Genomic DNA, 26,060 nt, shown 5'->3' with positions numbered 1-26,060 from the left:
GTCCATCAGCCCATCCAGCGGGAATAGAGCTCACGAACCGCCGCGCCGCCACCGCCGATCAGGACGCCGAAGTAGATGATCGTGCCCACGTTGGCCAGATGTCCCAGCAGGACCGCGCCGCCATCGCGCTGGATGAAGCCGATGGCGAACAGCAGCAGTGCCAAGGCTGGCAAGGTATTGCTGAACGGTACGAAGCCGAAGGGTGCCATCAACAGCAGCGCCGCGAGGATGAAGGCGCAGTTGTTGACCAGGCCTGGCACACGGCCATCGACCAGGCGGCGCAGCCGGTGTGGTCGGCTGACCTTCTCCATCCGGTTTACCCAGACCATGCCGGCGGACAGCGCCGGGCGCAGCTTGTCCGCAGGCAGGGCGCGGTCCTTCAGTCGCGCCGGCAGCCACAGGGGCCGACCGATCAGGCGGCTTACGCCCACAAGCAGGATGGCCGCGCCGAACACCGTGCTGACGCCCGGAATCGAGACCGGGATCAGGAACACCAGTGTCAGCAGGATCGTCAGGAGCAGCAAGCCTTCGTCGCCGAAAGCATCCAGCAGCGCGCCGAGGCTCAGGCTGTCCTGCGGCAGGTTCTCGATGATGTAGGCCAGTTGTTCGCCCAACGGCGCCGAACCGGACGCGGACAGATCGGGGTTTTGGCTCATGTCTTCAGTCAACCATGCCCGACAGCAGCGGCACGAATACCACCGGTGCCAGCGTCTGCTGCGTGACGACGCCCTCGGCGTCCTTGCTCAGCTTGAGCAGCGACTGCGAGCCGGCGCCGCCGACCGGGGCGATGAGCGTACCGCCGGGCGCGAGCTGTTCGGTCAGCGCATCGACCAGCGCCGGCGCGGCGGCGGTGACGATGATCGCGTCGAACGGACCGTTCTCCGGCCAGCCGATGCGGCCGTCGTCGTGCTTGCTGCGGATGTTCATGCCGAGCTGGCGGAACCGCTTGCGCGCCGTGCGCAGCAGCTCGCCGATGCGTTCGACCGTGTGCACTTCCAGTCCTAGCGCGGCGAGCACCGCGGCCTGGTAGCCGGAACCCGTGCCGATTTCCAGCACCTTCTTCGGCTCCGACTCCAGCAGGGCTTCGGTCATCTTCGCCACCACCCACGGCTGCGAAATGGTCTGGCCGTGGCCGATGGGCAGCGCGGTGTCCTCGTAGGCGCGCGTGGCCAGCGCCTCATCGACGAACAGGTGGCGCGGCACGGTGCGGATGGCGTTGAGCACGCCTTCGTGGCGGATGCCCCCGCTGTTGTTGGTACCTTCGCGCAGGCGCTCGACCAGTCGGTCGCGCACGCGTTGCGAAGTGAGCCCGGAGCCGATCGCCTCCGGCTGCAGCCGCATGCGCAGCGTCATGCGATCCGCTCCGGCTTGCGCAGCGACGTCGCCAGACCGTCGACCCAGCTGGCGACCTGATCGAGCGCGTGGTAGCGGGTCAGGTCCACCTGGATCGGCGTGATGGAGATATGGCCCGTGCGCAGGGCATGGAAGTCCGTACCCGGACCGGCGTCCTGCTCGGCGCCGGCGGGCCCGATCCACCACCACTGCCGCCCACGCGGATCCTGCTGCGGGATGCACGACTCGGCGCGATGGCGGTTGCCGAGGCGCGTGACCTCGAAGCCGCGCACCTCGTCCCACGGCACGTCGGGCACGTTGACGTTGAGGATGGTGTCGGCCGGCAGCGGATCCACGCGCAGGCGGGCGATGATCTCCACCGCGGCGCGCGCGGCGGTCTCGTAATGCCGGCCGGTGTGATCCACCGTCTGCAGTGACATCGCCACCGCCGGCAGGCCGAGGAAACGGCCTTCCATCGCCGCGGCGACGGTGCCGGAATAGATCACGTCGTCGCCCAGGTTGGCGGTGTTGTTGATGCCCGAGACGACGATGTCGGGTTCCACCTCGAGCATGCCGGTGATGGCCACGTGCACGCAGTCGGTGGGCGTGCCGAACACGCGCCAGGTGCGTTCATCGAGCTGCTGCACGCGCACCGGCGCGTCCAGGGTCAGCGAGTTGCTGGCGCCGGAGCGGTCCCGGTCAGGCGCCACCACCAGCACTTCATGGCCGGCGGCACGCAGGCCCTCGGCGAGGACGCGGATGCCGGGGGCGTCGACGCCGTCGTCGTTGCTGACCAGAACTCGCATGGACTCCCTTGTGACATGTTGCGGCGGAACATCGGCGGCGGATGCATACCAATGTGCGCCGCCGCGGAGAGGGACCCATGATAGCCGATGAATCCTGGCAGGCCGGCGACAGCCGCCACGCTTGCGCCACCGGGCCGCATCGCTAGGCTTGTCGAATGGCCGATCCACGCGACGACGACGAAGACGACGCCGAGCTGTTCCGCTCCGCGATCGGACCGGTGCGGCCGCTGCGCGAGTCCACGTCGCCGCCCGATCGCCCGCGTCCGCGACCTCGTGCGCGCATGGCCGAACGCGATGAGGCGCATGCGCGCGAGGAGTTCCGCCACGCGCTGGACGCCAGCCTGCTGGATGCCGGCGATGCGCTGAGCTATCGCCGGGACGAAGTGCCGCCGCGCGTGCTGCAGAAGCTCAAGCGCGGCGAGATCGCCGTCCAGGAAGAACTGGACCTGCATGGCGCCGACGCGCGGGCGGCCGAGCAACTGCTGCGCGCGTTCCTGCACGACGCACGCCAGCATGGCGTGGGCTGCGTGCGGATCATTCACGGAAAGGGGTCGCACGGCCCCGCGTCGATCGCATCGAGCGGCATGCCGGTGTTGAAGAACCTGGTGGACCGCCTGCTTCGTCAGCGGGCGGACATACTCGCCTTCCACTCCGCGCCGCCCGCGCAGGGCGGCACCGGAGCGGTGCTGGTGCTGCTCGCGCCCCGTCGCCTGCGTTCGTCCTGAGCGGGACCGCGGGGCACGGGCAGGGATTACCTGGGCTGGCCCGATTCCTGGGCGACCTGGCGTGCCGACTTGGTCGGAGCGTTCACCCACTGCACTTCGATACCGCGGCGGCGCGCGATGCGTTCGACGTAGGCGATGTAGGCCTCGTCCGGATCCATGATCGAAGGCTCCTGCGGCTCAGGCACGTAAGTGCTCCTGGCTTCCATGCCCGCGCAGGCCGAAAGGCCCAGCACCGACAGCGACAACACGACCATGCGTAGCGATGCGTTCATGACGACATCTCCATGACGTGATCGCCTCACCCGACGGGTGTGGCGGCAGGAGTCGCACCCCTGCAAGTGCGGGCATATACCCCGTCCGTCGGCGGTGCCAGTGCCCCCGGTTGCATTCCGACGAGCGGTCGAGATCCGTCGTGGACGGCGCGACCGGGAAGCTCAGCCTTCGCGTCCGGCTGCCGTCAGTTCGCCGAGTTCGGCCAGCACCACTGTCGCGTAAGTGCCCGGTGGCAGCGAAAAGGCGAGCTCGAGCGCGTCGTCGTCACGCCATGTCCACGCGAGTTCGCTCGGCCGCAGACGCAGCGCGCGGCGTTCCTGCTTCAGGCCTTCGGCTTCCAGGCCTTGCCGCAACGCGGGCGCATCGCCGGCATCGAGCACGGCATGTTCGAGCTCCGCGACCGCACCTTCGCTGCGCAGGTCGCCGCGCCCCCACAGCGGTCCGGTCGGATGGATGTCGAACGCATCCAGGCGCTGCGCGAGCGTCTCGTCGAACGGCACCGGCCCGAACACGCTTCGGCTGCCGTCGAGCATCCACACCTCGCCGTCGAGCGCCTGGTCCCAGGTGCCGGCCGATACGCGCGCGGCCAGCACGCGATTGAACAACTCCGAGCGCGCCGCCGACAGCAGCAGTGTGCGCTGCTCGCGTCGCACGCGGCGACCGGCGAACATCGCCAGCGCACCCGCGACGTTGTCGCCCCCGCGGCCGAAACGCTGCTCGCCGAAGTAATTGGGCACGCCGCGCCGTGCAATCGATTGCAGCCGCGCTTCGATGGCATCGCGCTCGCCCACCACGTCGCGCAACATCAGCACGAAGCGGTTGCCGGCCAGTGCGCCGCGCGGCAGCTTCTTGGCGTGCCACGTATGCTCGATAACGCGCAGGCGCTCCTCGCCACGGTCGAACTCCAGCGTGGCGATGTCCGGCGCGTTGCGTTTGGGCAGGTGTACGGTGAAACGCTGCCGGGTGACGGCGTGGCGGTCCTTGAGGCCTGCATAGCCGATCGCGACCTCACCTACGCCCGCCCACTGCGCGATGTGGCGCGCGGCGAACGCGGTATTCATGCCGCGCTTCTCGACCGTCAGCAGCAGGTGTTCGCCGCTGCCGCTGGCTTCGAAGCCGGGCAATTCCTCGACGAGGAAATCCTCGGGCGTGGTGCGGATTTTCGCGCTGAGCACCGCAGCGCCATGCGCCGTCGCAAGCGTGTTTTCGCTCACGATTTCACCAGCAGGCACACTGCCATGGCGGCGATGCCCTCGCTGCGGCCGGTGAAGCCCAGCTTCTCGCTGGTGGTCGCCTTGATGCTGATGGCGTCGATGTCCACGCTCAGGTCCTGCGCGAGCAGTTCACGCATCGTCTGCGCATGCGGACCGACCTTGGGCCGCTCGCAGACCACGGTCACGTCGGCGTTGCCGAGTTGCCAGCCGCGCTCGCGTGCAAGGGCGTCGCAATGCCGCAGGAAGGCACGGCTGTCGGCACCTTTCCAGCGTTCGTCGCTTGGCGGGAAATGCTTGCCGATATCGCCCAGCGCGAGCGCGCCGAGCATCGCATCGCACAGCGCATGGATCACGACGTCACCGTCCGAATGCGCGATGACGCCGCGATCGTGCGGAACGCGCACGCCGCCCAGCATCACGTGGTCGCCTTCGCCGAAGGCGTGGACGTCGTAACCCTGGCCGACACGGAAGGGAACGCCGGTGCTGCTCATCGCTGCCTCAACAGGTAATCGGCCAACGCCAGGTCGGCCCGGGTGGTCACTTTCAGGTTGTCCTCGCGACCTTCCACCAGCATCGGACGCGCGCCGGCGCGCTCCATCGCCATCGCTTCGTCGGTGACGAGCACGCCATCGGCACGTGCGCGCTGCAGCGCATCGGCCAATGCGCCGCGACGGAAGGCCTGCGGCGTGAACGCACGCCACAACGCGGCGCGCGGCTCGGTCGCGACGATGTGTGCGTTCGGGTCCGCGCGCTTGAGCGTGTCGCGCACTGGCGCGCCAAGAATGGCCCCGTCCTCGCGTGCAAGTGCCGCCGCGAGCAGGCGATCGATGTCCTCGCCACGCAGGTTCGGCCGGGCCGCATCGTGCACCAGCACCAGCGTGTCGTCGACCGCTTTGTCCGGAAGTGCGTGCAGCGCCGCCAGAACCGAATCCGCGCGCTCGCCGCCACCGATGCAGCGCAGGACGGGCTTGCCGTTCCATTCGGTCCAGCCCGGCCAATGCGGGTCGTCCGCCGCCAACGCCACCACGGCGCCCGCCACCCGCGGGTGCGACAGCAGCGCATTGAGGGCGTGTGCGATCAGCGGCCGGCCGGCCGCTTCGAGGTACTGCTTGGGGATCTCGCTGCCGAAGCGGCTGCCGCGTCCGGCCGCGGGAATGACCGCCCAGATCACGGAGTCGCGGCCTGCGGCGCTTCGGATGCAGGCGGCGCCTCGCCAGGGGGCGTCGCGCCGTCGGGCTCGACCACGCGGTAGAACGTCTCGCCGGGCTTGATCATGCCCAGTTCGCTGCGCGCGCGTTCCTCGACCGCGGCCTCGCCGGACTTGAGGTCCTCGACTTCCGCGGCAAGCGCATCGTTGCGCTGCTGCAGACCCGCGTTCTCGCGGGTCTGCTGTTGCACCTGCTGCTCCAGGCGCGCGACCGAGCGGCTGCCGCCCTCGCCCACCCAAAGGCGGTACTGCAGGAAGGCCAGCAGGCCGGCCAGCACCACCAGCAGCAGTCGCAACCAGCGCATGCGCGCGGACTCCGGCCCTTAGCGCTTGAGCGAGACGAAAGCGTCGCGGCCTGCGTACTTCGCCGCCGAGCCGAGCGCTTCCTCGATGCGCAGCAGCTGGTTGTACTTGGCGACGCGGTCGCTGCGGCACAGCGAGCCGGTCTTGATCTGCGTGGCGGTGGTCGCCACTGCGATGTCGGAGATCGTGGTGTCCTCGGTTTCGCCCGAGCGATGCGAGACGATCGCCGCGTAGCGGTTGGCGTCGGCCATCGCGATGGCTTCCAGCGTCTCGGTCAGCGTGCCGATCTGGTTGACCTTGATGAGGATGGCGTTGGCCACGCCCTGGTCGATGCCTTCGCGGAAGATCTTCGGGTTGGTCACGAACAGGTCGTCGCCGACCAGCTGCACCTTGCTGCCGATGCGGTCGGTGAGCTGCTTCCAGCCCGCCCAGTCGTGCTCGGCCATGCCGTCCTCGATGGTGACGATGGGGTATTGCGCGGCCCAGTTGGCAAGGAAGTCGACGAACTGCTCGCTGGTCAGGCGCTTGCCTTCGCCGGTGAGGTTGTACTTGCCGTTCTCGTAGAACTCGCTGGAGGCGACGTCCAAGCCCAGCAGGATGTCCTCGCCGGCCTTGTAGCCGGCCTTGCCGATGGCTTCCAGGATGGTTTCCAGCGCTTCCTCGTTGGAGCGCAGGTCAGGCGCGAAACCGCCCTCGTCGCCCACCGCGGTGCTCAGGCCGCGGCCCTTGAGCACGGACTTGAGTGCATGGAACACCTCGGTGCCGGCGCGCAGCGCCTCGGCGAAGCTGTCCACGCCGACGGGCAGGATCATGAATTCCTGCAGGTCGACGTTGTTGTCCGCGTGCGCGCCGCCATTGATGATGTTCATCATCGGCACCGGCAGCACGGCCTCACGGTTGCCGGCGAGGTACTTCCACAGCGGCAGCTTCTTCGACGCGGCCACCGCATGGGCGTTGGCCAGCGACACGCCGAGCAGCGCGTTCGCGCCAAGGCGGCCCTTATTTTCGGTACCGTCGAGGTCGATCATTCGACGATCCAGGCCGGCCTGGTCGTCGGCGTCGAAGCCTTCCAGCGCCTTGGCGATCGTCGTGTTGACGTTCTCCACCGCCTTGCGCACGCCCTTGCCCAGGTAACGGGTCTTGTCGCCGTCACGCAGTTCCACGGCTTCCTTGGTGCCGGTCGAGGCGCCCGAGGGCACGGCGGCGCGGCCGAAGCTGCCGTCGCTCAGGGTGACTTCGGCTTCGAGGGTCGGATTGCCGCGACTGTCGAGGATTTCGCGGGCGTGGACTTTGGCGATGGTCGTCATGGGCTCGTCGTGAGGGCGAAAGGTGGGTTTGGACGCGGATCAACGCGGATGGAACGGATTAAAGCAGAACCGGAACAGGCTGGCATAACCGCCCCTGCTTCCGCCTTATCCGTGTTTTCTGCGTTGATCTGCGTCGAAAAATCAGACGCCGGCTTCGAGGAAGCCGTTCTTCTTGGTGACGCGGTCCAGCTCCATCAGCGTCTCCAGCAGCGCGCGCATCTTGGGCAGCGGCCAGGCGTTGGGGCCGTCGGACAGGGCCTCGTCCGGGACCGGATGGGTTTCCATGAAGATGCCGTCGATGCCCACCGCGATGGCGGCGCGCGCCAATACCGGCACGAATTCGCGCTGGCCGCCGCTCTTGCCGCCGGCACCGCCGGGCAGCTGCACCGAGTGCGTGGCATCGAACACCACCGGGCAGCCGGTGTCACGCATCACGCTCAGCGAGCGCATGTCGCTGACCAGGTTGTTGTAGCCGAACGACACACCGCGCTCGCACGCCATGATCTGCGTGTTGCCGGTAGCCTTGGCCTTGTCGGTGACGTGCTTCATCTCCCACGGTGAGAGGAACTGGCCCTTCTTGATGTTCACCGGCTTGCCGGCGCGGGCCACGTTCTGGATGAAGTCGGTCTGGCGGCACAGGAACGCCGGCGTCTGCAGCACGTCGACGACCGATGCGACTTCCTGCATCGGGGTGTATTCGTGCACGTCGGTCAGCACCGGCACGCCGATCTGCTTCTTCACTTCGGCCAGCACTTTCAGGCCTTCCTCCAGGCCCGGCCCGCGGAAGCTGGTGCCGGACGTGCGGTTGGCCTTGTCGAAGCTCGACTTGAAGATGAAGTTGATGCCCAGCTCGGAGGTGATCTCCTTGAGCTTGCCGGCGGTGTCGAGCTGCAGTTGCATCGACTCGATCACACACGGGCCGGCGATCAGGAAGAAGGGTTGGTCCAGTCCGACTTCGAATCCGCAGAGGTTCATTGGCTTCTTTGCCTCTAAGCCCTCCCCTTCAAGGGGAGGGTTGGGTGGGGATGGGTTTGCCTTCCGAACATGGTGGCGCGGAGGGAAAAACCATCCCCTCCCCCGCCCTCCCCTTGAAGGGGAGGGAGCAATGCATCACGCCGTCGCTTCCTTCAGCAGCCGTCCGCCCGCCTGCGCCTTGCGCTCGCGCGCGGCGCGGATGAAGCCGACGAACAGCGGATGGCCGTCGCGCGGCGTGGACAGGAATTCCGGATGCGCCTGGCAGGCCAGGAACCACGGATGCCTGTCGCGCGGCAGTTCGACCATTTCAACCAGCAGGTCGTCCATCGACTTGGCGCTGATCACCAGGCCGGCGTCCTCGAGCTGCGTGCGGTAGCGGTTGTTGAATTCGTAACGATGGCGGTGGCGCTCGGCGACGACGTCCTTGCCGTACAGCTCGCGCGACAGCGTGCCCGGCTTGAGGCGCTGCTCCTGCAGGCCAAGGCGCATGGTGCCGCCCAGGTCGCTCTCCTCGCTGCGGCGCTCGATCTCGCCGGAAGAAGTGCGCCATTCGGTGATCAGGCCAATCACCGGGTGCGGGCTAGCCTTGTCGTTCTCGGTGCTGTTGGCGCCGCCCAAGTTGGCCACGTGGCGGGCATAGTCCACCACCGCCGCCTGCATGCCGTAGCAGATGCCGAAGTACGGCATGCCGCTCTCGCGCGCGAACTTCGCGGTGAGCACCTTGCCCTCGAAACCGCGATCGCCGAAGCCGCCGGGCACCAGGATGCCGTCGACGTCCTTGAGCAACTCCGTGCCGTGCTGCTCGATGTCGCTGGATTCCAGCCACTTCAGCTTCACGCGCGTGCGCTGGCGCAGGCCGCCGTGCTTGAGCGCCTCGCCGACGGACTTGTATGCGTCCTGGTGGTCGACGTACTTGCCGACCACGGCGATGGTGACGTTGTCGACCGGATGCTCGCTGGCGTCGACGACCTCGTCCCATTCCGACAGGTCGGCCGGCCCGGCATTGATGCGCAGGCGGTCCAGCACGATCGCGTCCAGGCCTTCCTCGTGGAAGCGGCGCGGCATCTTGTAGATGTTGTCCAGGTCCACCGCCGAGATGACGGCGCGCTCGGGCACGTTGGTGAACAGCGCGATCTTGCGGCGCTCGCTGTCGGGCAGCGGCTGCTCGCTGCGGCACAGCAGGACGTCCGGCTGGATACCGATGGAGCGCAGCTCCTTCACCGAGTGCTGGGTTGGCTTGGTCTTCAGCTCGCCCGCCGCGGCGATCCACGGCACCAGGGTGAGATGCATGAAGATCGCGCCCTCGGGGCCGCGTTCGGTGCGGATCTGGCGGATGGCCTCGAGGAACGGCAGCGACTCGATGTCGCCGACCGTGCCGCCGATCTCGACCAGGCCCACGTCGAAGCCTTCGGTAGCCTCGACGATGCAGCGCTTGATCTCGTCGGTGATGTGCGGGATCCCCTGCACGGTCCCGCCGAGATAATCGCCACGGCGTTCCTTGCGGATCACGTTGTCGTAGATCCGGCCGGTGGTGATGGAGTTCTTGCGGGACAGTCGCGTGCGCAGGTAGCGCTCGTAGTGGCCCAGATCCAGGTCGGTCTCGGCGCCGTCGTCGGTGACGTACACCTCGCCGTGCTGGAACGGGCTCATCGTGCCCGGATCGACGTTGATGTAGGGGTCGAGCTTCATCATCGTCACGCGCAGGCCGCGCGCTTCGAGGACGGCCGCCAGCGAGGCTGCCGCGATGCCCTTGCCAAGCGAGGACACCACGCCGCCGGTGACGAAAATCAGGGGAGTCATGGTTTTGCTGCCGCTGGAAAGCCGTAGTTTACAGGCTCGGCTTGACCGCCGCGACCTTGACGCCGCCGCCATGAGCTGCATGCAGCGACGCCCCGGAGGTCCGGGGCGTCGTGCGGCGCTTGGAAGGCCTGCAGCAGATCAGCGTTCGCGGCGATCCGGACGTTCGGGCTTCCCGTCGGCCTGCCGGGCCTGGCTCTCCTGCGGACGCGTGATCGCGCTGTTCGCCTCGGCCGCGGCATTGCCGCTGATCGCTGCCCCCGCCTGGTCGCTGGCGTGCGCCGAACCCTGCGCTTGCAGCCCGCCATGCGCGGCGGCCTGGCTGCCGGTGCGGTCGAGGGTGGAATCGACGGCACCGTGCGCCTGCGTCGCAGCCGTTCCGGCGGTGTCGCGCACGCGACGCGCGCTGCGGTCGACCACGTCGGTACGTACGTTCGAATCGGCACGCAGGCCCACGTTGGCGCCCGCATTCACGGGTCCGGCCTGTACGCCGGCGCCTATCTGGGTGCCGGCATTCACCGCACCGCCCACGAGCTGCGCCGATGCCGTCGGCGCCACGAAGGCTGCAGCCAGAAGGATGGGAACCACTCGGATGTGTTTCATCTGTTCTTCTCCGGTCTCCACGGGATGCCGCATCGCTGCGACGGGGCCGACGCTAGTGGCGGCTGCCCGGCCGCGGCCTGAACCGCAGGCCCTCGCGAAGTGCGCGGTACAGGACCCGTTCGGCGATGTGTTCGAACCTCCACGCCGAATCCGGACGACGGTCACACGCCCGCACGAAACGACGACGCCCCGGCGAACCGGGGCGTCATCTGGACGTCTGGAGCCTGGACGACTCAGCGGTCGTCTTCTTCCTCGAGCTCGCGCTCGGGGTGGCGCTTGTTCTTTTCCTTGTCGGCCTTGGCCTGGTCCGACTGGCCCTGTCCGGAGCGGTCGGTCTTCCGGTCCTGGTCCGAACGCTGCGCAGAGCCGTCACGGTTCTTGCCGTCCGCCTGCGCGTCGCGCTGCTGGGCGAAGGCCGGCATGGCTAGTGTTGCAGCAATCACGGCGGAGATGGCCAGGCCGGGGAGCAGAAGCTTGCGGATATTCATTGGAATACGACCTCCTGAAGCGGGAAGAACGGCGCCGGGCGTCTCGCGACTCCAGCCACGCCACGGTAGCGGCGGCCCGCGGAGTCCCTACTGAACGACGCGGGCACGCCGGAAATGGGGCCGTGACCCGCACGATTCAAGGTGACGGATCCCTGCCACTCCCTCCGGATGCGTCCGGCAGCGTCTCACGACCGGCGACACGGCGCATGGATGCTGCCCTTCCCGCCGGCTTGGTTGAATTTCCAGCGCCGGACGCGGACCATCCCCGCTCCGCCTCACCCGCAACGCGCCCGCACGAATGAGTTCACGCTACAACGCCGCCGACATTGAAGTCCTTTCCGGCCTTGACCCGGTCAAGCGCCGCCCCGGCATGTACACCGACACCTCGCGTCCGAACCATCTGGCGCAGGAAGTCATCGACAACGCGGTCGACGAGGCGCTGGCCGGCCACGCGCGCACCATCGAGGTGACGCTGCACAGCGACGGCAGCTGCTCGGTCGCGGACGACGGTCGCGGCATGCCGGTGGACATCCATCCGGAGGAGAAGATCCCGGGCGTCGAGCTGATCCTTACGCGCCTGCACGCGGGCGGCAAGTTCAGCAACAAGAACTACACGTTCTCGGGCGGCTTGCACGGCGTGGGCGTGAGCGTGGTGAACGCCCTGTCGAAGCACGTCGAAGTGCGCATCAAGCGCGACGGCAACGAATACCGCATGACCTTCAAGGACGGCGACCGCGCCACGCCTCTGGAAGTCGTCGGCACCGTCGGCAAGAAGAACACCGGTACGCGCGTGCACTTCTGGCCGGACGCGAAGTACTTCGACACGCCCAAGTTCAACGCGCGCGCCCTGCGCCACCTGCTGCGCGCCAAGGCCGTGCTGTGCCCCGGCCTGACGGTGAAGCTGTTCGAGGAGGCCACCGACGAGCGCAACGAGTGGTACTACGAGGACGGCCTGCGCGATTACCTGCGCGGCGAGTTGTCCGAACGCGAGCTGCTGCCGCCGGAGCTGTTCGTCGGCAAGCTGACCAAGGACACCGAGACCGCCGACTGGGCCGTCGCCTGGGTCGCCGAAGGCGACCTGGTGCAGGAGAGCTACGTCAACCTGATCCCGACCGCGCAGCACGGCACGCACGTCAACGGCCTGCGTACCGGCTTCACCGACGCGCTGCGCGAGTTCTGCGACTTCCGCAACCTGCTGCCGCGCGGCGTGAAGCTGGCACCGGAAGACGTGTGGGACCGCGTCGCTTTCGTGCTCAGCATCAAGATGACCGACCCGCAGTTCAGCGGGCAGACCAAGGAACGTCTGTCCTCGCGTCAGGCCGCGGCCTTCGTCGAAGGCGCGGCGCACGACGCGTTCTCGCTGTGGCTCAACCAGCACGTCGAGCTGGGCGAGAAGATCGCGCAGCTGGCCATCGAGCGCGCCGCCGCGCGTTTGAAGACCGAGAAGCAGGTCGTCCGCAAGAAGGTCACCCAGGGTCCCGCCCTGCCCGGCAAGCTGGCCGACTGTTCCAGCCAGGACTTGTCGCGCACGGAGCTGTTCCTGGTGGAAGGCGACTCGGCCGGCGGCAGCGCGCGCCAGGCGCGCGACAAGGACTTCCAGGCGATCCTGCCGCTGCGCGGCAAGATCCTGAATACCTGGGAAGTCGCGTCGGGCAGCGTGCTGGCCTCGCAGGAAGTGCACGACCTAGCCGTCGCCATCGGCTGCGATCCGGGCAAGGACGACCTGTCGGGCCTGCGCTACGGCAAGGTGATCATCCTGGCCGACGCCGACTCCGACGGCCTGCACATCGCCACGCTGCTGAGTGCGCTGTTCCTCAAGCATTTTCCCGCGCTGGTTGCGGCCGGCCACGTGTTCGTAGCGATGCCGCCGCTGTTCCGCGTCGACATCGGCAAGCACGTGTTCTACGCGCTGGACGAGGAGGAGAAGCGCATCCTCATCGAGAAGATCGAGCGCGAGAAGGGCGACCGGAAGAAGGGCTTCAGCGGCCAGCTCAACGTCACCCGCTTCAAGGGCCTGGGCGAGATGAATCCCGGGCAGTTGCGCGAGTCCACCATCCATCCCGACACGCGCCGCCTGGTCCAGCTCACCGTCGACGACGACACCCAGACGCACTCGCTGATGGACATGCTGCTGGCCAAGAAGCGGGCGGGCGACCGCAAGCAGTGGCTGGAAACCAAGGGCGATCTGGCGACGCTGGAAGTCTGAACATCGCGCGCACGGCAAAGGGAATCGCCATGCACTCAGCCGGTACGCCGCCCCGCATGACGTCCGGCTATGCCGCGGCCGCGGTCATGACCGTCGCGGTCGCACTGGCGGTGCCGTCGGGCGCCTCGTTGCTGACGACGACGCTGTGGTTCGTGCTGCCGCAACTGGCGCTGTGCTGCATCACGGGCTGGCTCGCGCGAACCGGCGCGATGGCCCTGGGCGTCGCCGTGGCGCTGGCGGTCTACCTGGGCTTGTTCATTGCATGGGTGCAGTCGCGCTCGCCCGACGGGCTGATCTGGCTGAGCTACTGGTCTTCGCTCCCCGGTGCGGCGCTGGGCGCGCTGGGCGGCGGCCTGGTCCTGCGCTGGATGCGATCCACGCGCGCCTGGGTGGCGCTGGGCGTCGGATTCGCAACCACGGCTGCAGGTATCGCCACGAACCAGGCGACGCTCTGCGCGACGCTGGTGCACTGCGCCCGCTGACGACGTCCTAGGCCAGCGTGGCCATCAGCAGGCGGCGGATCACCGCCTGCAGCACCGCCGCCTTGCCCGCGTCGTAGGCGAAGCTGTCTTCGTCCATGTAATTGCGCTGGCTGATCTCCAGTTGCACCGCTTCGACGCCGAGCGGCGGGCGGCCATAGTGGCGCGTGATGTAGCCACCCTTGAAGCGGCCGTTGACGACGTAGTCGTAATCGATCTGCCCTTCCAGCACGGCCTGCAGGCGTTGCTGCAGCGCGGGCGAGCAACTGGCGCCGCCCGAAGTGCCCAGGTTGAGGTCCGGCAGCCGGCCGTCGAACAGGAACGGCAGCTGGCTGCCGCGGATCGAATGGCCTTCCCACAGCACCATCCGCCCATGCGTCGTGCGGAGGCGCTCGATCTCCGCGCGCAGTGCTTCGTGATACGGACGCCAGTAGTGATCCACGCGCGCAAGCACTTCGTCCTCGCCTGGCGTCTGGCCTTCCAGGTACACCGGCTCGCCGGTGAACTGCACGATCGGGCACAGGCCGGTGGTGTTCTGGCCGGGATACAGGGACGTGTCGTCCGGGGGACGGTTCAAGTCGATCACGTAACGCGAATGCCGCGGCACGATGATCGACGCGCCCAGTTCCTTCGCGAAGTCGTACAGCAGCGACACGTGCCAATCGGTGTCGGGCGCGCGGCGCGCCGACGGCACCATGCGTGCGGCCAGTTCGTCGGGGATGTGGCTGCCGTCGTGCGGCAGGCTTACCAGCAGCGGTGCGGTGCCGCGATGCAGGGTGTAGATGTCGTTGTCGTGGGGGACGTTCATGGCATGCCCTCAGCGCATGAGGACCACTTCTTCGGCGCTGGTCGGATGGATCGCGACGGTGTCGCGCAGGTCGTCGAGCGTGATGCCGCGCTTCAGCGCCACGGCAAAACCCTGCAGGATCTCGTCGACTGCCTCGCCCAGCAGATGGATGCCGATCACGCGACGATCTTCGCCCACGCACACCAGCTTGAACAGGCTGCGCTGCGGGCTGTCGGCCAGCGCATGCAGCATCGGACGGAAACCGGCGCGATACACCTGCACGGCCGCGTCGCCATGCACCTCGCGCGCCTCCACCTCGGTCAGGCCGACCTGGCCGATGGGCGGGTGCGAGAACACCACCGTCGGTATGTTGCGCGGATACAGCAGCGCGCTGGCACCGCCGAACAAGCGGTCCATCAGCCGGCGAGCGGCCGCGATGGCGACCGGCGTCAGTGGCGGGTTCGGCGTGATGTCGCCGACCGCATAAATGCCTTCGACATTGGTGGCGTGGCGTTCATCCACGGCGACGTGACCGCCGACGTCGGTGGCGATGCCGACGCGATCCAGCTGCAACCGTTCGCTGTTCGGCGCGCGACCCGTGGCGAACAGCAGCGCATCGAACGGTTCGCTGATCTCGCCCTTGCGACTGCGGACGCGGATGCCCGCGTCATCCTTTTCCACCGCAGCGACGTCGTAGTCGCAGTGCAGGTGGATGCCCGCCTGCCGGTAGTCCTCGGCGAGCTGCTCGGCCAGTTCGTGGTCGAAACCCTTGAGCAGGCGCGAACCGCGCACGAACAATTCGACGCGGCTGCCGAGTGCCTGCAGCAGGCCGGCCATTTCCACCGCGATGTAGCCGGCCCCGACGATGGCCACGCGCGGTGGTGCGGCGCGCCACTGGAAGAAATCGTCCGACACCGCACCCAGCTCCGCGCCCGGAATCGGCGGGCGCACGGGATGTCCGCCAGTGGCGATGAGGATGCGCGGCGCTCGCAGTTGTGTGCCGTTGCCACAGCCGACGGTGCACGAATCGATGAAGTGCGCATGGCTGGGCATCACCACGATGCCTGCCGCGTCCAGCCGCTTGCGATAGCTGGCGTGGATGTTGGCGATGTAACGCTCGCGATGGACGATGAATTCCGGCCAGTCCAGCGCGCCGGGCCGCACGTCGAAGCCCAGCGTCGGTGCCATGGCGAGCTTGCCGGCGACTTCGGCCGCCAGCCACATCGCCTTCTTCGGCACGCAGCCGACGTTGACGCAGGTTCCGCCCAGCAGGTTGGGTTCCAGTAACGCGACGCGGGCGCCGTGCTCGGCTGCGCGGAATGCGCCGGCCAGCCCACCGGAACCGCCACCGATGACGATGAGGTCGTATTCGGTCGTGGTCGGCGTGCTCACAGGAAACGCTCGAGCGCGTAAGGCGAAGGATCGATGGCAGAGGTGCGGCCGCTGATCAGGTCGGACACCAGTTGCCCGGTCGATGCGCTCATGCTCACTCCCATCATGCCGTGGCCCGTGGCCAGCACGACGCGCTCGTTGCCGGGCACGCGGCCGATGATCGGCACGTCGTCGCAACTCATCGGCCGCCAGCCGAACCACTGCTCGTGTTTTTCCGCACCGTAGGGCTCGTGCAGGTACTCGGTGGCACCGCGTTCGAGTGCTGCGAGGCGACGCGGGTTGAGCGAGTCGTCGTAACCGCTGAACTCCATCGTGCTGCCCAGCCGGAAGCCGCTGCCCCAGGCGGTCACGCACACCTGGCGTTCGCGCAGCACCAGCGGGCGTTTCGGCACCATGCCGGGGCAGGAATAGGTGATCGAGTAACCCTTGCCGGGCTGGATGGCCCCCTTCAGCGCGGGCGCGCGGATTGCATCTGCCAGCTGCGGCGACCACGCACCCAGCGCCACCACCAGTTCGCGTGGCTGCAGTTCGCCCTGCGCGGTGCGCACGCGCACGCGATCGCCTTCGGTCTGCGCGCCGGCAAAAGCGCACTGCTCGACGATGGTGCCGCCGCGCGCGCGAACCACGCGCGCCAGTTCGGCCACATAACGGTCCGGCCGCAGCACGGCATCGCCATCGAAGCGGATCGCACCGGCCACGCCCGGCTTGAGCGCGGGCTCCATGCGCTCGTAGGTGGGGCCATCCACCACGTCCACGCGCACGCCCAGTTCGCGCAGGAAACCGACCTCGTCCTGGAAGTGCTCGAACTCGCGCGGATCGCGGAAGACGTAATCCTCGCCGGAATGCGCGAACTCGCAGGCCAGCCCGTAATCACGTACCCAGTCGGCCAGGCGCTGGCGCGAGTCGTTGAGGATGGCCGACTTGGCCCGTGCGCTGCTGCGCCAGTCGCGGTCGTTGCAGCGCACCGCGAAGCGCAGCAGCCACGACCACAGGCGCGGGTCGAAGCGCGGCGCGACGTACAGCGGCGCATCCGGCGTCAGCATCCAGCGCAGTGCCTTGAGCACCACGCCCGGCGCGGCCAAGGGCGGCGCATGGCTGGGCGTGATGGTTCCGCAATTGCCGTGCGAGCTTCCGCCGCCGACACGACCGGCGTCGATCACCCGCACACTGCGGCCGGATTCGAGCAGGGCCAGGGCGCTGGCCAGACCGATCACGCCGGCACCGACGATCACCACATCTTCGCGCTGTTCCATGGCGGCAAGTCTAGAGCCTGTGCGCGGCCGCGTGCCGCATCGGCGGCAACCGACCGTATGTGCAAGCCCGCCAGAACCATTCCACCGGGCCGTACTGGAAACGCTGCAGCCACCAGCGACTGCCGATCACCTGCAACGCGAACACCATCACCACGCCGAGCACCTGCCAACGCCGCGCCACCTGCCCCCACAGGCCCAGCCCGTGGCCGTAGAACACCCACGTGCCCAGCAGCGACTGCAGCAGATAGTTGGTCAGCGCCATGCGTCCCGCCGGCGCCAGGAGCAGCAGCCAGCGACGCGCCCGCGTCTGCAGGGCGGCGACGATCAGCGCCAGATAGCCCAGGCTGAGCAGCGGACTGGCGGCGAACATCAGCGCCACCGCCAGCATCGAACGCGCCGCATCGTGGTGCCAATCCATGCGCACCGTGATCGCTGCGCTGGCCAGCGCCAGGACGAGACCGGCCGGCAGCGCCCAATGCCGCAGGCGCCGGAGCAGCACCTCGTGCGGAGCGGGATCGGCGATCGCGCCGCTGCGCAGCAGCCACGCGCCGATCAGGAAGATGCCGACGGCGAACACCTCGAACACCACGAGGTCGCCGAGGTGCATGACGAAATAGTCCACGCGGGTTCGGACGGCATCGCCCCACGTGCCCTGCGAGTAGGCGGCGATCTCGGCCGCCCGCTGCGCCTGCTCGGCATTCGCCTGCGCGGCGTCGACCAGCTCCGGTCCGGCCATCTGCGCGAGCAGCAGCAATCCCGACAGCCCGAGCAGCATCAGCACCGCGCCGCCGTACAGGGCCACGCCCCAGAAGCATTGCCGTTGCGGCGACTGGTCGCGGAACCACAGCAGCACCAGCGCTCCCACCGCATAGCTGACGAGGATGTCGCCACCCCAGACGAGCAGCGCATGCGCCAGGCCGATGCCCAGCAGCGCCAGGCTGCGCCGCAGGTACAACGCGCGGAAGTCCCGGCCCGCGGCGCGCGCGCGCTCGCCGATGAGCGCGAATCCCATGCCGAACAGCAATGCGAACAGGATCCAGAACTTGCCCTGCACGAAGACGTAGATCAGCCACGACAGCGCGTAGTCCAGCGGGGCCTGGCCTGGATCCACGCCCGACCCCATCTCCGAGAGCGGCCGGGTGAAGTACTCGACGTTCATCAGGAAGATGCCGAGCAGCGCGAACCCGCGCAGCACGTCGAGCGTCAACAGGCGCTCGTGCGGAACGACCGGTGCCAGCGCTGCCCCCGGTTCTGGCGAATGGTTCATTGGCCTTGTCGTATCGACCGCGCCCCCTGGCGGAAGATGCGATTGGAGCATGCGGACTGTGTCTCCGGAAGCGCGCTCCGCGGTCAGCCTGTCCCAAAGGTGGCAGAGGCCGCGTCACTTGCGACGCCCGACCGGACCGCGGACCGCAGGCCCAAAACAGAACGGCCCGCTTGCGCGGGCCGTCGGATGACGCGATGGATCGACGATCAGTGGTGATGACCGCCGTCGCCGTGCACGTGGCCGTGCTCGATCTCCTCGGCGGAGGCTTCACGCACCTCGACGATCTCGATGGCGAAGTGCAGGTCCTTGCCGGCCATCGGGTGGTTCAGGTCCACGTCGACCACGCTCATGCCCACCTTCTGGATGGTCACGGCGCGCGGGCCGAAGTTGGTCGGCAGCACGGCCTGCATGCCCGGCTCCAGGCGGGCGCCCTTGAAGTGCTTCTTCGGCACGCGCTGGGTCAGGCCCTCGCGACGCTCGCCATAGGCTTCGGCCGCGACCACGTCGACTTCGAACTTCTCACCGGCCTCGCGGCCTTCCATCGCCTTCTCCAGGCCCGGAATGATGTTGCCGTGGCCGATCAGGATGGCGAGCGGCTCGCGACCTTCGGACGTTTCCAGCGGCTCCTGGCCGACCTCGGACACGGTGTAGTGGAAGCGGACGACGCGGTCTTTCTCGATTTTCATTGCAGGATCCGGCTATGTGCCGCGAGCGGCGGCAGGTGGCGGGCGGCGCGCTTGCCGCCGGCGGGATGAACGGCCAAGCTATCGGCCGTGACGAAAGCGCCGCATTATCCCGGCAAGCCCGCCCCCACGCCAGCGCGTGGCCTCCGCTTCTTTCCCCTCCTGCTCGTGATCGCCGCCCTGGCCGGTTGCGGCGGGCAGGAGACCGTGCGGCAGACCCGCCCCGCCCAGCGCGCGTGGCCGGTGGTCGCTCCCGACAACCCCGAGGCCGCCAATGCCGTGCTGATGCGCGCCATCAGCCTGGTCGGCACGCCCTACCGGTTTGGCGGCAACACGCCCGAGGGCGGGTTCGACTGCAGCGGCCTGGTCAACTACGTCTATCGCGACACGCTGTCGCTGAGCCTGCCCCGGACCTCCCGGGATCTGGCTGCCTTCCAGGGGCCGCGGATCAGCCCGGAACGGCTGGCGGCGGGCGACTTGGTGTTCTTCGGCGCCAGCGGAAACGTCAGTCACGTGGGCATCTACCTCGGCGAGGGCCGCTTCGTTCACGCGCCCAGCACCGGCGGCACCGTGCGTCTGGACCATCTGGATGGCAGTTACTGGCGCGACCATTACACCGGCGCAAAACGGGTCCTGCGGTGAAGGCCCAGTGAAGCCGTTGGCACGATTTGTGACACGGCACGAATTCAGATAACGGAAATCTAACGGAATCTGAACCTGTTCCGCCGGTTCGGCAGGCATCATCCCCGCGTCTGTGCTTGTGATGACTGCGTGATGCCCCAACAGAGCCCTCCCAACGCCCTCCCGCCCCGCGCGCGCCGCATGCGCTCCGGGCTGTTCGTCGCGTTGGCGGTGCTGTCGGGTCCGGTGTTCGCGCAGCAGATGCCCAGCTCGTCCTTGGCCGGCGATTCGGCCGACGCCCCGGCCCCGGTCACCCGCACCATGCTGCCGGAGACCATGAGCCTGTCGGACCGCGCCCTGCTCCTGGCCACCGACCTCAACCGCCTGCTGGTGCCCGGCGCCGCGGCGATGGATCCCTCGCTCAACAGCCTGCCGGCGCAGGAGCAGAGCAAGATCAAGACCGTCCTGCAACGCGCCATGGGCCTGCTGGGCACCCCGTACCGCTGGGGCGGCAGCGACCCGGACAAGGGCTTCGACTGCAGCGGCCTGGTCGGCTACGTGTTCCGCAATGCGCTGGGCATCGAACTGCCGCGCGTCTCGCGCGACATGGCCAAGAGCGGCGAACTGGTGACCGACCGCGCCAAGCTGGCGGAAGGCGACCTGGTGTTCTTCGGCCGCCGCGGCCGCGTCGACCACGTCGGCATCTACGTCGGCGAGGGCCAGTTCGTCCACGCCCCCAGCCGCGGCAAGGACGTGCAGGTGTCCAGCCTGGAAACCGGCTACTGGAGCCAGAAGTTCATGCAGGCGCGCCGCATCGAAGGCATCTGAGCGCGATCTCACCCATCCGAATCCCGTCGTGAAGGCCGCCTCCGGGCGGCCTTTGCCTTTGTGGCTCAGTCGCTGAGGGCGGCCAGGCGCTGGACGGTTTCCTCGATGCCCTTGCTCAGCTCCATCACCTTCAGCGCGTACTCGGCCAGGCGCTTGTCGTCGTCGTTGGCCGGCGTCCACGCCGGCACCGGCGTCGGCTTGCCCTCCACCGAATCCAGCGCCACGAACACGATGATGCAGTGCGTGCACAGACGCTCCTGCTCGGGCGCCTCCATCGGATCGCGCGCCTTCACGTCCACCGCGAAATGCATGCTGGTCGTCCCGGTGTGCACCAGCTTGGTGTGCACGGTGACCAGGTCGGAGATGCGGATCGGCGCGACGAAGCGGATGCCGCCAACGGCCACAGTGACGGCGTAGGTGCCGCTCCAGCCGACCGCGGCCGCGTAGCCGGCCTGGTCGATCCACTTCATGACCATGCCGCCGTGGACCTTGCCGCCGTAGTTCACGTCGGTGGGTTCGGCGAGGAACCTGAGGTTGAGTTCGCGCTGCTTCCCGCTCATGCCGTCGCTCCGTTGGATTGTGTGCCGCGCGCGTGCCGCACCACCGCGGCCGCGACGTTGTGGACGCCGGCACGCAGCCGGTCGTCGTTGAGGATGCCGTAGTCGGGCAGTTTGTCGGCCGCCTGCCCCACCGCGACCTGCTGGGGCACTACCAGCAGCCCGAGCTTGGACAGCGCGTCGCGCAGCACCAGCAGCGAGCGCAGGCCGCCCAGTGGACCCGGCGAGGCCGACACGATGCCGGCCACCTTGTCCTGGAACAACCCGACACCAGAGCGCCCTTCTTCCGTGGGCCGCGAGATCCAGTCCAGCGTGTTCTTCACCAGCGCCGGCATCGAACCGTTGTACTCGGGCGTGCTGATCAGCAGGCCGTCGTGGCGCGCCATCAGCGCCTGCAGCGCGCGCACCGCATCGGGCATACCTTCGGATTCGATGTCGCCGTCGTAGATGGGCAGCGGGTAATCGCGCAGCTCGATCAGGGTGACCTCGGCTCCGCCTGCCCTCGCGCCATCGGCCAGCACGTGGATCAGGCGACGGTTGTACGAGCCCTGCCGGAGGCTTCCGGCGAAGGCGAGCAGGCGTGGTGCGGCTTCCGGCATCGATGGCTCCTGTGGAGATTTCACGCCGACACGCGTGAAACGCATGGGGTAGCGATTATGCGCCGCGCGCCCTTGCGATAGACGCTGGTGCGCGCGATGCTCGCGCCAGCGCGAGGGAGGAGCCGACGATGGGACGCACGATCCTGGGCATGCTGGTGGGCGTGGTGGTGGCCATCGCGGTGATCATCGCCGTGGAGACGCTGGGCCATCGCTTCTATCCTCCGCCGCCCGGACTGGACATCACAGACCCCGCCAACGAGGCCGCGTTCGCGGCATTCGTCGCCGGCATGCCGATGACCGGCAAGCTGATCGTGCTGCTGGCCTGGTTGCTCGGCACGTTCGTGGGCGCCCTGTCCGCGGCAAAGATCGCGCGGCACCAGACCGCCGCGGCGCTGCTGGTCGCGCTGGTGGTCATCGCGGCGGTGATCAGCATGGTCTTCAAGCTGCCGCATCCGCTGTGGCTGGCCGTCGCCGGTGTGCTGTTGCCGATTCCGGTCGCGCTGCTCGCGGTGCGCCTGGTCTATCGCCGCTCGACGCTGCCGCGCGTGCCGTAGGCGCGATTGCGCCGATGCCGAATGCGTGTGCGCGGCCATGGCCTGCCGCATGCGAATCGCGGACACTATGCGTCCCCTCGCGACGCCCCGAACGCATCGATGCGCCTGACCGCCTTTGCTTCCGCACTGCTGTCCGTCCTTGCCGTTGTTTCCACCTCCACCCACGCCACTGAACTGCTCCCGCAGGCGCAGGCCTACGAATCGCCCGAGTCGTGGCGCCGGCCGATCACACCGTTCCAGCTGGCGGACCGCACCTGGTACATCGGTACCGAAGGCCTGGGTGCGCTGCTGATCAAGACGGACGCCGGCACGGTGCTCATCGACGGCGGGCTTCCGCAGGCGGCCGACATGCTGCTGGCGCGCATGCGCGAGCTGGGCGTGGCGCCGTCGGATCTGAAGCTGATCCTGCACAGCCACGCGCACATCGACCACGCCGGGCCGATCGCGGCGATCCAGCGCGCGACCGGTGCACAGGTGGTGAGCAATGCGGAGTCGGCGGTGCTGCTGGCGCGCGGCGGCTTCGATGACCTGCACTTCGGCGACGGCATGCTGTTCCCGCCGGTGCAGGCGGACCGCTTTGTGATGGACGGCGAAGTCGTCGCGCTGGGCAGCCTGGAGTTCACCGCGCATTTCACGCCCGCACACACGCCGGGCAGCCTGAGCTGGACGTGGACCGATACGCGCGACGGCAAGCCGGTGCGCATTGCCTACGTCGACAGCCTGAGCGCACCGGGCTATCACCTGGTGGACAACCGCCGCTACCCGCACATCGTCGACGACTACCGTCGTGGCTTCGCGGCGGTACGCGCCCTGCCCTGCGACCTGCTGCTCACGCCGCATCCGGACGCCTCGGGCTGGAAGCTCGGTGAATCGACCAAACCGACCACGCTGACCTGCCGCGCCTATGCCGACAAGGCCGAACGCGGGCTCGACAAGACGCTGCAGGAGCAGCGCAAGGCCGCGGGCAAGGACGCACGCTGATGCCGTACACGCCCATCGTAGCGACGCTCGGCTACGTGCTCTCGCCGGATGGACGCGAAGTGCTGATGGTCCATCGCAACGCGCGCCCGGACGATCACCAGCTCGGCAAGTACAACGGCCTGGGCGGCAAGCTTGAGCCGGACGAGGACGTGGTCGCAGGCATGCGCCGCGAGATCCTCGAGGAAGCAGGCATCGAGTGCGAGGCGATGACCCTGCGCGGCACCATCAGCTGGCCCGGCTTCGGCAAGCACGGCGAGGACTGGCTGGGCTTCGTGTTCGTGATCACCCGTTTCAGCGGCACCCCGCACACGAGCAACCCCGAGGGCACGCTGGAATGGGTGCCGCTGGAACGCCTGCACGACCTGCCCATGTGGGAAGGCGACCGCAACTTCCTGCCGCTGGTGTTCGACAACGATCCACGGCCGTTCCACGGCGTCATGCCGTATCGCGACGGCCGCATGCTGTCGTGGACGTACTCGCGGGTCTGATCCGCCGGTGGGAGCGCGTCAGCGCCCCATCCGCACGCTGGCGCGCCCGTCCTTCTGCTCGAACATGAAGCGGTAGGTGAGCGTCACCGCTTCGCGGATCTCGGTGTGTCCGCCGCAACTGCCTTCGGTGTCGTTCTTCGTCTTCGCGTCCGGGAACACGCAGCGCAGCGCCGGGTCATAGCGCCAGCCAGCAACAGCTCCACGCACCGCCTCGAAGAACGCGGGGTCACTCGGGGCCGGGCAATTCGGCGGAGCCACCGCCGGGGCCGACGACAGCACGCCGCCATCGCGATCGACTCCCACGCGCACGCACACCACCTGCAATGGCAGACGCTGCGAGAGCAGCGCTTCGGGATACGCCGGCATGGGATTCGCGTCGTCCTCGATGGGCATCAGGAACGACTCGTTATCCGCCAGTTCCATGCGCGAAGGCTGCGGAATCAGCGCGCTGATCTCGTTCATGCCGACCTGACCCGAACGTGTTGGATCTTCCTTCGCGACCGGCGCCTGCGTCGCGCATCCGGCGAGCAGTACGGTGGACAGTATCCAATGGCGGTGTCGCATGACCTTCCCTCCCTGAAGTCGTGGCCGGCCTATCCGACCTGGTACTCCATGTTTACCGAAAAAGGGGCGGTCTCGACAAAGCCGAATCTGGCGTAAAGGTGCCGGGCGTCGCCGTCGGCCACCAGCGAGACCACGGCCGACGGCGGCGCGTTCGCACGAAGCCAGCGGTCCAGCGCGGCCATGATGCGCTTGCCCAGCCCCTGCCCCTGCAGCGACGGCGTCACTGCGATGTCGACCACGATGAAGAAGCAGCCACCGTCGCCGATGATGCGGCCCATGCCGACGAGCTGGCCGTCGAGCAGCAGGCTCACGCCGTAGAGGGTGTTCGACAAGCCTTGTCGCGCAGCCTCGACGGAGCGCGGCGCCATGCCGGCGTCCGCGCGCAGGCGGCAGTAGTCCTCTGGGCCGGGGAACCGTTCAACCAGTTCCACCCGTGCCGTATCCATCAGCCGGCGTCCCGCACCGCGCGCACTTCGGCCTTTTCGCCCTCGGCCACGCCGAGGTTGCTGGATGCGGCCTCGTACACGTCGCGGTCGAGCATGCCGGTCTCCTTGGCCACCAGCACGGGCACCAGCATCTGGCCGGTCACGTTGGTCATGGTGCGCATCATGTCGAGCACGCGGTCGATGGCGACCAGGTAGCCGATGCCTTCCAGCGGCAGGCCAGCCGCGGACAGCACCAGCGTCACCATCACGATGGCCGTGCCCGGCACGCCCGCGGTACCGAAGCTGCCGAGCACCGAGGCGATGAGGATGATCAGGTACTGCGTCGGTTCCAGGTGCAGGCCGAAGTACTGCGCGACGAACATCGAAGTCAGCGCCGGGTAGATCGCGCCGCAACCGTCCATCTTGATGCTCGCGCCCAGCGGCACCGCGAAGGCGGCGTAGTCCTTGTCCACGCCCAGGTTGTGCGTGACCGAGCGGATCGCCGCCGGCATTGCCGCAAAGCTGGAGGAAGCGACGAACGCCACCTGCATGCCGGGCGCCGCGCCGCGGAAGAACTTGATCGGGTTGAGTCCGTGCAGCGCCACCAGGCTGCCGTACACGAACACGATGTGTATCGCGCAGGCCAGGTACAGCGCCAGCACGAACGTGCCCAGCGGCAGCAGCTTCTCGAACCCGTACGCGCCGACCAGCGAGGCGATCAGGCCGAAGGTGCCCAGCGGAGTCATTTCGAGCACGAAGCGCGTGACCTGCACCATGGTGTCGCTGGCTTCGCCGACCAGCTTGCGCAGGCCCGCCACGCGTTCGCCCAGCTTCACCAGCGCGAAGCCGACGAGGCCGGCGAACACGATGACCTGCAGGATCTTGCCGTCGCTGAGCGCCTTGAACGGATTGGCCGGCACGATGTCCAGCAGCACCTGCAGCGGCGACGGCACCTCACGCACCTTGTAGTCGGGCGCGACGGTCAGCCCGGTCAACCCGTGGCCGGGCTGCAGCACCCAGCCAACCAGCAGGCCCACGCCGACGGCCAGCGCCGCGGTGATGCCGAACCACAGGAACGTGCGTCCGCTCAATGCCATCACCGACTTCTGCCCGTGCAGGCTGCCGATGGCGTTCATCACCGCGAAGAACACCAGGGGCACGGCGATCATCTTGATCAGTGTGACGTAGAGGGTGCCCAGCGGTTCGAACCAGGTCTCGGCCGAGTGACCGAAGATCCAGCCCGCCAGCGCACCCAGCACGAAGCCGGCCAGCACGCGCTGCCAGAACGGGATTCGGAGCCAGGCCGAAACCAGCTTCATCAGGGGACCTCGTCTTTACACAACTTG

The 26,060-nt window shown here is 68.2% G+C and carries 31 protein-coding genes; 8 read left to right on the top strand and 23 right to left on the bottom strand.

Features of this window, described 5'->3' with window-relative positions:
• Window positions 1-5: 5 nt before the first annotated feature.
• From VFE83_RS06060 to surE, 3 genes are read right to left on the bottom strand one after another with little or no spacing between them, the layout of a single operon-like run.
• Entirely contained in the window at window positions 6-656 is a 651-nt protein-coding gene (locus tag VFE83_RS06060; protein WP_324904099.1) for an exopolysaccharide biosynthesis protein, read from the bottom strand.
• A gap of 4 nt (window positions 657-660) precedes the next feature.
• Window positions 661-1,353 (bottom strand): protein-L-isoaspartate(D-aspartate) O-methyltransferase, encoded by a 693-nt coding sequence (locus tag VFE83_RS06055; RefSeq protein ID WP_324904097.1) that lies wholly within the window; start codon window positions 1,351-1,353, stop codon window positions 661-663.
• Window positions 1,350-2,138 (bottom strand): 5'/3'-nucleotidase SurE, encoded by a 789-nt coding sequence (gene surE, locus VFE83_RS06050; protein WP_324904095.1) that lies wholly within the window; start codon window positions 2,136-2,138, stop codon window positions 1,350-1,352. Before surE ends, VFE83_RS06055 begins: the two co-directional genes overlap by 4 nt.
• A gap of 155 nt (window positions 2,139-2,293) precedes the next feature.
• Between surE and VFE83_RS06045 the strand changes: the two genes are divergently transcribed.
• Window positions 2,294-2,863, top strand: coding sequence for a Smr/MutS family protein (locus VFE83_RS06045; RefSeq protein ID WP_324904093.1), 570 nt, complete (start codon window positions 2,294-2,296; stop codon window positions 2,861-2,863).
• A 26-nt stretch (window positions 2,864-2,889) separates the two neighbouring features.
• Here the strand turns inward: VFE83_RS06045 and VFE83_RS06040 are convergent, their stop codons facing one another.
• The 10 genes from VFE83_RS06040 to VFE83_RS05995 all read right to left on the bottom strand — a co-directional run bounded on the left by VFE83_RS06040 (window position 2,890) and on the right by VFE83_RS05995 (window position 11,030).
• Window positions 2,890-3,135, bottom strand: coding sequence for a hypothetical protein (locus VFE83_RS06040; RefSeq protein ID WP_324904091.1), 246 nt, complete (start codon window positions 3,133-3,135; stop codon window positions 2,890-2,892).
• 162 nt (window positions 3,136-3,297) lie between these two features.
• Window positions 3,298-4,350: a tRNA pseudouridine(13) synthase TruD gene (truD, locus tag VFE83_RS06035; RefSeq protein ID WP_324904089.1), complete on the bottom strand. Its 1,053-nt coding sequence runs from the start codon at window positions 4,348-4,350 to the stop codon at window positions 3,298-3,300.
• On the bottom strand, window positions 4,347-4,841 hold the full coding sequence (ispF, locus tag VFE83_RS06030; RefSeq protein WP_324904087.1) for a 2-C-methyl-D-erythritol 2,4-cyclodiphosphate synthase: 495 nt from the start codon (window positions 4,839-4,841) through the stop codon (window positions 4,347-4,349). Before ispF ends, truD begins: the two co-directional genes overlap by 4 nt.
• Window positions 4,838-5,521 carry a 2-C-methyl-D-erythritol 4-phosphate cytidylyltransferase gene (gene ispD / locus VFE83_RS06025; protein ID WP_324904085.1) on the bottom strand — a complete coding sequence of 228 codons (684 nt, stop codon included), beginning with the start codon at window positions 5,519-5,521 and terminating at the stop codon, window positions 4,838-4,840. The genes ispF and ispD overlap by 4 nt, the downstream gene beginning before the upstream one ends.
• Window positions 5,518-5,862: a cell division protein FtsB gene (gene ftsB / locus VFE83_RS06020; RefSeq protein ID WP_324904083.1), complete on the bottom strand. Its 345-nt coding sequence runs from the start codon at window positions 5,860-5,862 to the stop codon at window positions 5,518-5,520. The genes ispD and ftsB overlap by 4 nt, the downstream gene beginning before the upstream one ends.
• Window positions 5,863-5,880: 18 nt before the next feature.
• Entirely contained in the window at window positions 5,881-7,167 is a 1,287-nt protein-coding gene (gene eno, locus VFE83_RS06015; protein WP_324904080.1) for a phosphopyruvate hydratase, read from the bottom strand.
• Window positions 7,168-7,308: 141 nt separating this feature from the next.
• A complete protein-coding gene (kdsA, locus tag VFE83_RS06010; protein WP_324904078.1) occupies window positions 7,309-8,142 on the bottom strand; it encodes a 3-deoxy-8-phosphooctulonate synthase in 834 nt (277 codons plus the stop codon).
• Window positions 8,143-8,277: 135 nt separating this feature from the next.
• Window positions 8,278-9,942: a CTP synthase gene (locus VFE83_RS06005; RefSeq protein WP_324904076.1), complete on the bottom strand. Its 1,665-nt coding sequence runs from the start codon at window positions 9,940-9,942 to the stop codon at window positions 8,278-8,280.
• Between the two features lie 138 nt (window positions 9,943-10,080).
• On the bottom strand, window positions 10,081-10,542 hold the full coding sequence (locus VFE83_RS06000) for a hypothetical protein (protein WP_324904074.1): 462 nt from the start codon (window positions 10,540-10,542) through the stop codon (window positions 10,081-10,083).
• 233 nt (window positions 10,543-10,775) lie between these two features.
• The gene (locus VFE83_RS05995) at window positions 10,776-11,030 is read right to left on the bottom strand and encodes a hypothetical protein (RefSeq protein ID WP_324904072.1); all 255 of its coding nucleotides are present in this window, start codon (window positions 11,028-11,030) and stop codon (window positions 10,776-10,778) included.
• A 298-nt stretch (window positions 11,031-11,328) separates the two neighbouring features.
• Between VFE83_RS05995 and parE the strand changes: the two genes are divergently transcribed.
• Both parE and VFE83_RS05985 read left to right on the top strand, forming a co-directional pair.
• Window positions 11,329-13,236 carry a DNA topoisomerase IV subunit B gene (parE, locus tag VFE83_RS05990; protein WP_324904070.1) on the top strand — a complete coding sequence of 636 codons (1,908 nt, stop codon included), beginning with the start codon at window positions 11,329-11,331 and terminating at the stop codon, window positions 13,234-13,236.
• 56 nt (window positions 13,237-13,292) lie between these two features.
• Window positions 13,293-13,718: a hypothetical protein gene (locus VFE83_RS05985; RefSeq protein WP_324904068.1), complete on the top strand. Its 426-nt coding sequence runs from the start codon at window positions 13,293-13,295 to the stop codon at window positions 13,716-13,718.
• Between the two features lie 7 nt (window positions 13,719-13,725).
• On the opposite strand, the gene hutG is transcribed toward VFE83_RS05985, so the two are convergent.
• The 5 genes from hutG to VFE83_RS05960 all read right to left on the bottom strand — a co-directional run bounded on the left by hutG (window position 13,726) and on the right by VFE83_RS05960 (window position 19,100).
• Window positions 13,726-14,523, bottom strand: coding sequence for an N-formylglutamate deformylase (gene hutG / locus VFE83_RS05980; protein WP_324904066.1), 798 nt, complete (start codon window positions 14,521-14,523; stop codon window positions 13,726-13,728).
• A gap of 9 nt (window positions 14,524-14,532) precedes the next feature.
• The gene (gene gorA, locus VFE83_RS05975) at window positions 14,533-15,894 is read right to left on the bottom strand and encodes a glutathione-disulfide reductase (protein WP_324904064.1); all 1,362 of its coding nucleotides are present in this window, start codon (window positions 15,892-15,894) and stop codon (window positions 14,533-14,535) included.
• Window positions 15,891-17,147 carry an NAD(P)/FAD-dependent oxidoreductase gene (locus VFE83_RS05970; protein WP_324904062.1) on the bottom strand — a complete coding sequence of 419 codons (1,257 nt, stop codon included), beginning with the start codon at window positions 17,145-17,147 and terminating at the stop codon, window positions 15,891-15,893. Before VFE83_RS05970 ends, gorA begins: the two co-directional genes overlap by 4 nt.
• A 10-nt stretch (window positions 17,148-17,157) precedes the next feature.
• Window positions 17,158-18,414, bottom strand: coding sequence for a DUF418 domain-containing protein (locus VFE83_RS05965; protein ID WP_324904060.1), 1,257 nt, complete (start codon window positions 18,412-18,414; stop codon window positions 17,158-17,160).
• Window positions 18,415-18,620: 206 nt separating this feature from the next.
• A complete protein-coding gene (locus tag VFE83_RS05960; RefSeq protein ID WP_324904058.1) occupies window positions 18,621-19,100 on the bottom strand; it encodes a peptidylprolyl isomerase in 480 nt (159 codons plus the stop codon).
• An 87-nt stretch (window positions 19,101-19,187) separates the two neighbouring features.
• On the opposite strand from VFE83_RS05960, the gene VFE83_RS05955 reads away from it, so the two are divergent.
• A complete protein-coding gene (locus tag VFE83_RS05955) occupies window positions 19,188-19,739 on the top strand; it encodes a C40 family peptidase (protein WP_414674695.1) in 552 nt (183 codons plus the stop codon).
• A gap of 180 nt (window positions 19,740-19,919) precedes the next feature.
• A complete protein-coding gene (locus tag VFE83_RS05950; protein WP_324904056.1) occupies window positions 19,920-20,546 on the top strand; it encodes a C40 family peptidase in 627 nt (208 codons plus the stop codon).
• A gap of 65 nt (window positions 20,547-20,611) precedes the next feature.
• Here the strand turns inward: VFE83_RS05950 and VFE83_RS05945 are convergent, their stop codons facing one another.
• Window positions 20,612-21,106, bottom strand: a complete 495-nt coding sequence (locus VFE83_RS05945) for an acyl-CoA thioesterase (protein ID WP_324904053.1) — start codon at window positions 21,104-21,106, stop codon at window positions 20,612-20,614.
• Window positions 21,103-21,702 (bottom strand): NAD(P)H-dependent oxidoreductase, encoded by a 600-nt coding sequence (locus tag VFE83_RS05940; protein WP_324904051.1) that lies wholly within the window; start codon window positions 21,700-21,702, stop codon window positions 21,103-21,105. Before VFE83_RS05940 ends, VFE83_RS05945 begins: the two co-directional genes overlap by 4 nt.
• Before the next feature lie 128 nt (window positions 21,703-21,830).
• Here VFE83_RS05940 and VFE83_RS05935 point away from each other — a divergent pair, with 128 nt between their 5' ends.
• The 3 genes from VFE83_RS05935 to VFE83_RS05925 all read left to right on the top strand — a co-directional run bounded on the left by VFE83_RS05935 (window position 21,831) and on the right by VFE83_RS05925 (window position 23,725).
• Window positions 21,831-22,256: a hypothetical protein gene (locus VFE83_RS05935; protein WP_324904049.1), complete on the top strand. Its 426-nt coding sequence runs from the start codon at window positions 21,831-21,833 to the stop codon at window positions 22,254-22,256.
• Between the two features lie 99 nt (window positions 22,257-22,355).
• Window positions 22,356-23,237: a subclass B3 metallo-beta-lactamase gene (bla, locus tag VFE83_RS05930; RefSeq protein WP_324904047.1), complete on the top strand. Its 882-nt coding sequence runs from the start codon at window positions 22,356-22,358 to the stop codon at window positions 23,235-23,237.
• Complete coding sequence (locus VFE83_RS05925) at window positions 23,237-23,725, top strand: 8-oxo-dGTP diphosphatase (protein ID WP_324904046.1); 489 nt, start codon at window positions 23,237-23,239, stop codon at window positions 23,723-23,725. Before bla ends, VFE83_RS05925 begins: the two co-directional genes overlap by 1 nt.
• Before the next feature lie 18 nt (window positions 23,726-23,743).
• On the opposite strand, the gene VFE83_RS05920 is transcribed toward VFE83_RS05925, so the two are convergent.
• The 3 genes from VFE83_RS05920 to VFE83_RS05910 are packed head-to-tail and all read right to left on the bottom strand — an operon-like array spanning window position 23,744 to window position 26,033.
• Complete coding sequence (locus VFE83_RS05920) at window positions 23,744-24,289, bottom strand: hypothetical protein (RefSeq protein WP_324904044.1); 546 nt, start codon at window positions 24,287-24,289, stop codon at window positions 23,744-23,746.
• A gap of 29 nt (window positions 24,290-24,318) precedes the next feature.
• Window positions 24,319-24,735 (bottom strand): GNAT family N-acetyltransferase, encoded by a 417-nt coding sequence (locus VFE83_RS05915; RefSeq protein WP_324904042.1) that lies wholly within the window; start codon window positions 24,733-24,735, stop codon window positions 24,319-24,321.
• Entirely contained in the window at window positions 24,735-26,033 is a 1,299-nt protein-coding gene (locus VFE83_RS05910) for a dicarboxylate/amino acid:cation symporter (RefSeq protein WP_324904040.1), read from the bottom strand. Before VFE83_RS05910 ends, VFE83_RS05915 begins: the two co-directional genes overlap by 1 nt.
• Window positions 26,034-26,060 lie beyond the last annotated feature (27 nt).

The organism is Lysobacter sp., assembly GCF_035655815.1.
Classification (GTDB): domain Bacteria; phylum Pseudomonadota; class Gammaproteobacteria; order Xanthomonadales; family Xanthomonadaceae; genus Lysobacter_J.
This window is presented reverse-complemented; position numbering and strand designations above follow the sequence as displayed.

Excerpts from the sequence above, each read along its gene's own strand:
- VFE83_RS06060 (WP_324904099.1), bottom strand. The coding sequence starts at position 656 with ATGAGCCAAAACCCCGATCTGTCCGCGTCCGGTTCGGCGCCGTTGGGC.
- VFE83_RS06055 (WP_324904097.1), bottom strand. The coding sequence starts at position 1,353 with ATGACGCTGCGCATGCGGCTGCAGCCGGAGGCGATCGGCTCCGGGCTC.
- surE (WP_324904095.1), bottom strand. The coding sequence starts at position 2,138 with ATGCGAGTTCTGGTCAGCAACGACGACGGCGTCGACGCCCCCGGCATC.
- VFE83_RS06045 (WP_324904093.1), top strand. The coding sequence starts at position 2,294 with ATGGCCGATCCACGCGACGACGACGAAGACGACGCCGAGCTGTTCCGC.
- VFE83_RS06040 (WP_324904091.1), bottom strand. The coding sequence starts at position 3,135 with ATGAACGCATCGCTACGCATGGTCGTGTTGTCGCTGTCGGTGCTGGGC.
- ispF (WP_324904087.1), bottom strand. The coding sequence starts at position 4,841 with ATGAGCAGCACCGGCGTTCCCTTCCGTGTCGGCCAGGGTTACGACGTC.
- ftsB (WP_324904083.1), bottom strand. The coding sequence starts at position 5,862 with ATGCGCTGGTTGCGACTGCTGCTGGTGGTGCTGGCCGGCCTGCTGGCC.
- eno (WP_324904080.1), bottom strand. The coding sequence starts at position 7,167 with ATGACGACCATCGCCAAAGTCCACGCCCGCGAAATCCTCGACAGTCGC.
- kdsA (WP_324904078.1), bottom strand. The coding sequence starts at position 8,142 with ATGAACCTCTGCGGATTCGAAGTCGGACTGGACCAACCCTTCTTCCTG.
- VFE83_RS06005 (WP_324904076.1), bottom strand. The coding sequence starts at position 9,942 with ATGACTCCCCTGATTTTCGTCACCGGCGGCGTGGTGTCCTCGCTTGGC.
- VFE83_RS06000 (WP_324904074.1), bottom strand. The coding sequence starts at position 10,542 with ATGAAACACATCCGAGTGGTTCCCATCCTTCTGGCTGCAGCCTTCGTG.
- VFE83_RS05995 (WP_324904072.1), bottom strand. The coding sequence starts at position 11,030 with ATGAATATCCGCAAGCTTCTGCTCCCCGGCCTGGCCATCTCCGCCGTG.
- parE (WP_324904070.1), top strand. The coding sequence starts at position 11,329 with ATGAGTTCACGCTACAACGCCGCCGACATTGAAGTCCTTTCCGGCCTT.
- VFE83_RS05985 (WP_324904068.1), top strand. The coding sequence starts at position 13,293 with ATGACGTCCGGCTATGCCGCGGCCGCGGTCATGACCGTCGCGGTCGCA.
- hutG (WP_324904066.1), bottom strand. The coding sequence starts at position 14,523 with ATGAACGTCCCCCACGACAACGACATCTACACCCTGCATCGCGGCACC.
- VFE83_RS05970 (WP_324904062.1), bottom strand. The coding sequence starts at position 17,147 with ATGGAACAGCGCGAAGATGTGGTGATCGTCGGTGCCGGCGTGATCGGT.
- VFE83_RS05965 (WP_324904060.1), bottom strand. The coding sequence starts at position 18,414 with ATGAACCATTCGCCAGAACCGGGGGCAGCGCTGGCACCGGTCGTTCCG.
- VFE83_RS05960 (WP_324904058.1), bottom strand. The coding sequence starts at position 19,100 with ATGAAAATCGAGAAAGACCGCGTCGTCCGCTTCCACTACACCGTGTCC.
- VFE83_RS05950 (WP_324904056.1), top strand. The coding sequence starts at position 19,920 with ATGCGCTCCGGGCTGTTCGTCGCGTTGGCGGTGCTGTCGGGTCCGGTG.
- VFE83_RS05945 (WP_324904053.1), bottom strand. The coding sequence starts at position 21,106 with ATGAGCGGGAAGCAGCGCGAACTCAACCTCAGGTTCCTCGCCGAACCC.
- VFE83_RS05940 (WP_324904051.1), bottom strand. The coding sequence starts at position 21,702 with ATGCCGGAAGCCGCACCACGCCTGCTCGCCTTCGCCGGAAGCCTCCGG.
- VFE83_RS05935 (WP_324904049.1), top strand. The coding sequence starts at position 21,831 with ATGGGACGCACGATCCTGGGCATGCTGGTGGGCGTGGTGGTGGCCATC.
- bla (WP_324904047.1), top strand. The coding sequence starts at position 22,356 with ATGCGCCTGACCGCCTTTGCTTCCGCACTGCTGTCCGTCCTTGCCGTT.
- VFE83_RS05925 (WP_324904046.1), top strand. The coding sequence starts at position 23,237 with ATGCCGTACACGCCCATCGTAGCGACGCTCGGCTACGTGCTCTCGCCG.
- VFE83_RS05920 (WP_324904044.1), bottom strand. The coding sequence starts at position 24,289 with ATGCGACACCGCCATTGGATACTGTCCACCGTACTGCTCGCCGGATGC.
- VFE83_RS05915 (WP_324904042.1), bottom strand. The coding sequence starts at position 24,735 with ATGGATACGGCACGGGTGGAACTGGTTGAACGGTTCCCCGGCCCAGAG.
- VFE83_RS05910 (WP_324904040.1), bottom strand. The coding sequence starts at position 26,033 with ATGAAGCTGGTTTCGGCCTGGCTCCGAATCCCGTTCTGGCAGCGCGTG.